The following is a 2,184-nucleotide window of genomic DNA, read 5'->3' on the forward strand; positions in this document are numbered from 1 at the left end:
ATCTCTTGATTCGGAAGGTATATATACGATGATGACCTTTGAAGGAGTCCGCGCAAATCGCGCGAAAACACTTACAATCACCGCCTTATAACAAGTGGAGACAGAAGCTTTTTCTGTCTGACGTTGGATTTGGCAGTTCGGTTAATTCTGACCGGTAGTGTATAACTACTAAATAAAAATTAAGGAATTAACCAAACTTATGTGCAGAAAGGAAATATTCTCTCAAAGAGAGTTCTTTCCGACTGATTCCTAATTGACTTCCAAATATTTGTGTGTGATCAACATTAATTCTGGTTGATCCTGCCAGAGGTCACTGCTATCAGTATTCGACTAAGCCATGCGAGTTAAATGTTTTTCGTAAACATGGCGTACTGCTCAGTAACACGTGGATAATCTGCCCTAAGGTCAGGCATAACTCCGGGAAACTGGTGATAATACCTGATAAATCATAGATACTGGAATGTTCTGTGATTCAAAGTTCCGGCGCCTTAGGATGAATCTGCGGTCTATCAGGTAGTAGTGGGTGTAACGTACCTACTAGCCAACGACGGATACGGGTTGTGAGAGCAAGAGCCCGGAGATGGATTCTGAGACATGAATCCAGGCCCTACGGGGCGCAGCAGGCGCGAAATCTTTACAATGCGGGGAACCGCGATAAGGGGATACTGAGTGCCAGCATATTATGTTGGCTGTCCACCTGTATAAACAGCAGGTGTTAGCAAGGGCCGGGCAAGACCGGTGCCAGCCGCCGCGGTAACACCGGCGGCCCGAGTGGTGGCCACTATTATTGGGTCTAAAGGGTCCGTAGCCTGTTCGATCAGTCTTCCGGGAAATCTGACAGCTCAACTGTTAGGCTTCCGGGGGATACTGTCGGACTTGGGACCGGGAGAGGTAAGAGGTACTACAGGGGTAGGAGTGAAATCTTGTAATCCTTGTGGGACCACCAGTGGCGAAGGCGTCTTACCAGAACGGGTCCGACGGTGAGGGACGAAAGCTGGGGGCACGAACCGGATTAGATACCCGGGTAGTCCCAGCCGTAAACGATGCTCGCTAGGTGTCTGGGACGGTGCGACCGTTTCAGGTGCCGCAGGGAAGCCGTGAAGCGAGCCACCTGGGAAGTACGGCCGCAAGGCTGAAACTTAAAGGAATTGGCGGGGGAGCACTACAACGGGTGGAGCCTGCGGTTTAATTGGACTCAACGCCGGAAAACTCACCTGGGGCGACAGCAATATGTAGGTCAGGCTAAAGGTCTTACCTGAATCGCTGAGAGGAGGTGCATGGCCGTCGTCAGTTCGTACTGTGAAGCATCCTGTTAAGTCAGGCAACGAGCGAGACCCGTGCCCACTGTTGCCAGCATATCCTTAGGGATGATGGGTACTCTGTGGGGACCGCCGGTGCTAAACCGGAGGAAGGTGCGGGCTACGGTAGGTCAGTATGCCCCGAATCTCCAGGGCTACACGCGGGCTACAATGGACAGGACAATGGGCCCCTACCCTGAAAAGGGTTGGTAATCTCATAAACCTGCCCGTAGTTCGAATTGAGGGCTGCAACTCGCCCTCATGAAGCTGGAATCCGTAGTAATCGCGTTTCAATATAGCGCGGTGAATACGTCCCTGCTCCTTGCACACACCGCCCGTCAAACCACCCGAGTGAGGTATGGGTGAGGTCATGGACTAGTGCCGTGTTCGAACCTAAATTTCGCAAGGGGGGTTAAGTCGTAACAAGGTAGCCGTAGGGGAATCTGCGGCTGGATCACCTCCTAAGCAAGATAGGCAAAAAGCCTATCACCACTTACCGGTCAGAAATCGAAAAACTGTCAGATCCGAGAAAAGGTAGATTCTAAGTGTTAGGATCTTCTATGGGCTTGTAGATCAGTTGGAAGATCGTCGCCTTTGCAAGGCGAAGGCCCTGGGTTCGAATCCCAGCAAGTCCATTATCAGTGCACCTGCAGAGTAACGTCTGCAGGGAAGGATGAAGCGGCTGAAGCAACAACAGCTGCAATGAGATCGTGTATATGCATGCATATATCAGACGCTCACTGGACAAAGTGAGATGGACTCTGGTTAATATGCCTTCAGGTGGATGGCTCGGCTCAAGAGCTGATGAGGGACGTGCCAAGCTGCGATAAGCCCAGGGTAGGTGCATGGAGCCTATGAACCTGGGATTTCCTAATGGGTCTTCCCG

1 tRNA gene and 2 rRNA genes are annotated in these 2,184 nt (G+C 51.4%); all 3 read left to right on the forward strand.

Features of this window, described 5'->3' with window-relative positions:
• Positions 1–287 precede the first annotated feature (287 nt).
• Positions 288–1,761: ribosomal RNA gene (locus tag J2746_RS14565) — 16S ribosomal RNA — on the forward strand.
• A gap of 99 nt (positions 1,762–1,860) precedes the next feature.
• Positions 1,861–1,933, forward strand: a tRNA-Ala gene (locus J2746_RS14570).
• 121 nt (positions 1,934–2,054) lie between these two features.
• Positions 2,055–2,184: ribosomal RNA gene (locus J2746_RS14575) — 23S ribosomal RNA — on the forward strand; the annotation flags it as partial.

This window comes from Methanolobus bombayensis (assembly GCF_017873415.1).
Taxonomy (GTDB): domain Archaea; phylum Halobacteriota; class Methanosarcinia; order Methanosarcinales; family Methanosarcinaceae; genus Methanolobus; species Methanolobus bombayensis.